This window comes from Oleispirillum naphthae, assembly GCA_027864655.1.
Lineage (GTDB): Bacteria > Pseudomonadota > Alphaproteobacteria > Rhodospirillales > Rhodospirillaceae > Oleispirillum > Oleispirillum naphthae.
In genome coordinates, this window is sequence record JAQAZG010000020.1 from 1 (window position 1) to 2,500 (window position 2,500).

Genomic DNA, 2,500 nt, shown 5'->3' on the forward strand with positions numbered 1-2,500 from the left:
TTTGGTTGCGGGGAGAGGATTTGAACCTCTGACCTTCAGGTTATGAGCCTGACGAGCTACCGGGCTGCTCCACCCCGCGTCAAGGTGTGGTGTCGAATGATAAACGCCCTGGGCTTTTGGCTTCGGGCGTTTTGGTTTGGATTGGAAGAGAGGATTGGCGTGTCTGGTGTTTCGAGCCCTGGGCTTGGAAGGCCTGGCAGCGACTTACTCTCCCACACCTTAAGATGCAGTACCATCAGCGCGCGGCGGTTTCACGGTCGAGTTCGGGATGGGATCGGGTGGGGCACGCCGGCCATAACCACCAGGCCATCCAAACTCAGGGCTTTTCGTGTCTGATCGTTCCTTGGAAAGGCAAGCCCGGCCGGGCTTGTTTCTACCAGGAGGAGAGTGAAGCCTATCGAGCAATTAGTACCGGTTAGCTGCACGCGTCACCGCGCTTTCACACCCGGCCTATCAACGTGGTGGTCTTCCACGGCTCTGATAGGGATACCTGGTTTTGAGGGAGGCTTCCCGCTTAGATGCTTTCAGCGGTTATCCCGTCCGTACTTAGCTACCCTGCGGTGCCGCTGGCGCGACAACAGGTACACCAGAGGTACGTCCATCCCGGTCCTCTCGTACTAGGGACAGCTCCTCTCAAGTATCCTACACCCACGGCAGATAGGGACCGAACTGTCTCACGACGTTCTAAACCCAGCTCACGTACCACTTTAATCGGCGAACAGCCGAACCCTTGGGACCTGCTCCAGCCCCAGGATGTGATGAGCCGACATCGAGGTGCCAAACCTCCCCGTCGATGTGGACTCTTGGGGGAGATCAGCCTGTTATCCCCAGCGTACCTTTTATCCGTTGAGCGATGGCCCTTCCACGCGGGACCACCGGATCACTATGACCGACTTTCGTCTCTGCTCCACCCGTCGGTGTCGCAGTCAGGCGAGCTTATGCCATTGCACTCATCAGCTGATTTCCGACCAGCTTGAGCTCACCATCGCGCGCCTCCGTTACTCTTTGGGAGGCGACCGCCCCAGTCAAACTACCCACCACGCAGGGTCCCGGACCCGGGTTCACGGGCCGCGGTTAGATATCAGGAACCAAAAGGGTGGTATTTCAAGGTTGGCTCCACCGGAACTGGCGCCCCGGTTTCATAGCCTCCCACCTATCCTACACATTCAATTCCTAATACCACTGCGAAGCTATAGTAAAGGTGCATGGGGTCTTTCCGTCTGACCGTGGGAACTCCGCATCTTCACGGAGAATTCAATTTCGCTGAGTCGATGTTGGAGACAGTGGGGAAGTCGTTACGCCATTCGTGCAGGTCGGAACTTACCCGACAAGGAATTTCGCTACCTTAGGACCGTTATAGTTACGGCCGCCGTTTACCGGGGCTTCAATTCAGAGCTTGCACCCCTCCTCTTAACCTTCCGGCACCGGGCAGGCGTCGGACCCTATACGTCGTCTTGCGACTTCGCAGAGCCCTGTGTTTTTAGTAAACAGTCGCTACCCCCTGGTCTGTGCCCCTCGCCGATGGTTGCCCACCAACGAGGCCCCCTTCTCCCGAAGTTACGGGGGCAATTTGCCTAGTTCCTTCAACATCGTTCTCTCAAGCGCCTGGGTATACTCTACCAGTCCACCTGTGTCGGTTTCGGGTACGGTCTATACGCTGGGGCTATTTCCAGGCCCCCCTTCGCTGCCCGATCAATCCGTTAAGATCAGACAACTTACGGGAGACGTCACCTCCAGCAGGCCCAGGAATATTAACCTGGTTCCCATCGACTACGGCTTTCGCCCTCGCCTTAGGGGCCGGCTCACCCTGCGCGGATTAACCTTGCGCAGGAACCCTTGGACTTTCGGCGACAGTGTTTCTCACACTGTTTATCGCTACTCATGTCAGCATTCTCGCTTCCGATACCTCCAGCAAACCTCACGGTTCACCTTCGCAGGCCTACGGAACGCTCCGCTACCGCTCGATCAAAAGATCGAACCCGCAGCTTCGGTGCATGGCTTCAGCCCCGGTACATCTTCGGCGCAGGACGGCTCTTAGACCAGTGAGCTATTACGCTTTCTTTAAAGGATGGCTGCTTCTAAGCCAACCTCCTGGTTGTTGTGGCCTTCCCACATCCTTTCCCACTTAGCCATGACTTGGGGACCTTAGCTGGCGGTCTGGGCTGTTTCCCTCTCGACCCCGGACCTTAGCACCCGGAGTCTGTCTGCCGCGCTGTACTCCACGGTATTCGGAGTTTGGTTAGGTTTGGTAAGACTCGCGTCCCCCTAGCCCATCCAGTGCTCTACCCCCGTGGGTAATCGCGCGACGTACTACCTAAATAGTTTTCGCGGAGAACCAGCTATTTCCGAGTTTGATTAGCCTTTCACCCCTAGCCACAGGTCATCCCCGTCTTTTTCAACAGACGTGAGTTCGGTCCTCCAGTGCGTGTTACCGCACCTTCAACCTGCCCATGGCTAGATCACCCGGTTTCGGGTCTAATCCCACGAACTGAACGCCCTG

Annotated in this window: 1 tRNA gene and 2 rRNA genes (1 of these 3 cut by a window edge); all 3 read right to left on the reverse strand. The window is 56.8% G+C overall.

The window, feature by feature from the left end:
- Positions 1 to 2: 2 nt before the first annotated feature.
- A tRNA-Met gene (locus O7R11_RS14825) sits at positions 3 to 79 on the reverse strand.
- A gap of 112 nt (positions 80 to 191) precedes the next feature.
- Positions 192 to 306: ribosomal RNA gene (gene rrf / locus O7R11_RS14830) — 5S ribosomal RNA — on the reverse strand.
- Between the two features lie 78 nt (positions 307 to 384).
- Positions 385 to 2,500 (reverse strand): 23S ribosomal RNA (locus O7R11_RS14835); it runs 629 nt beyond the window's last position.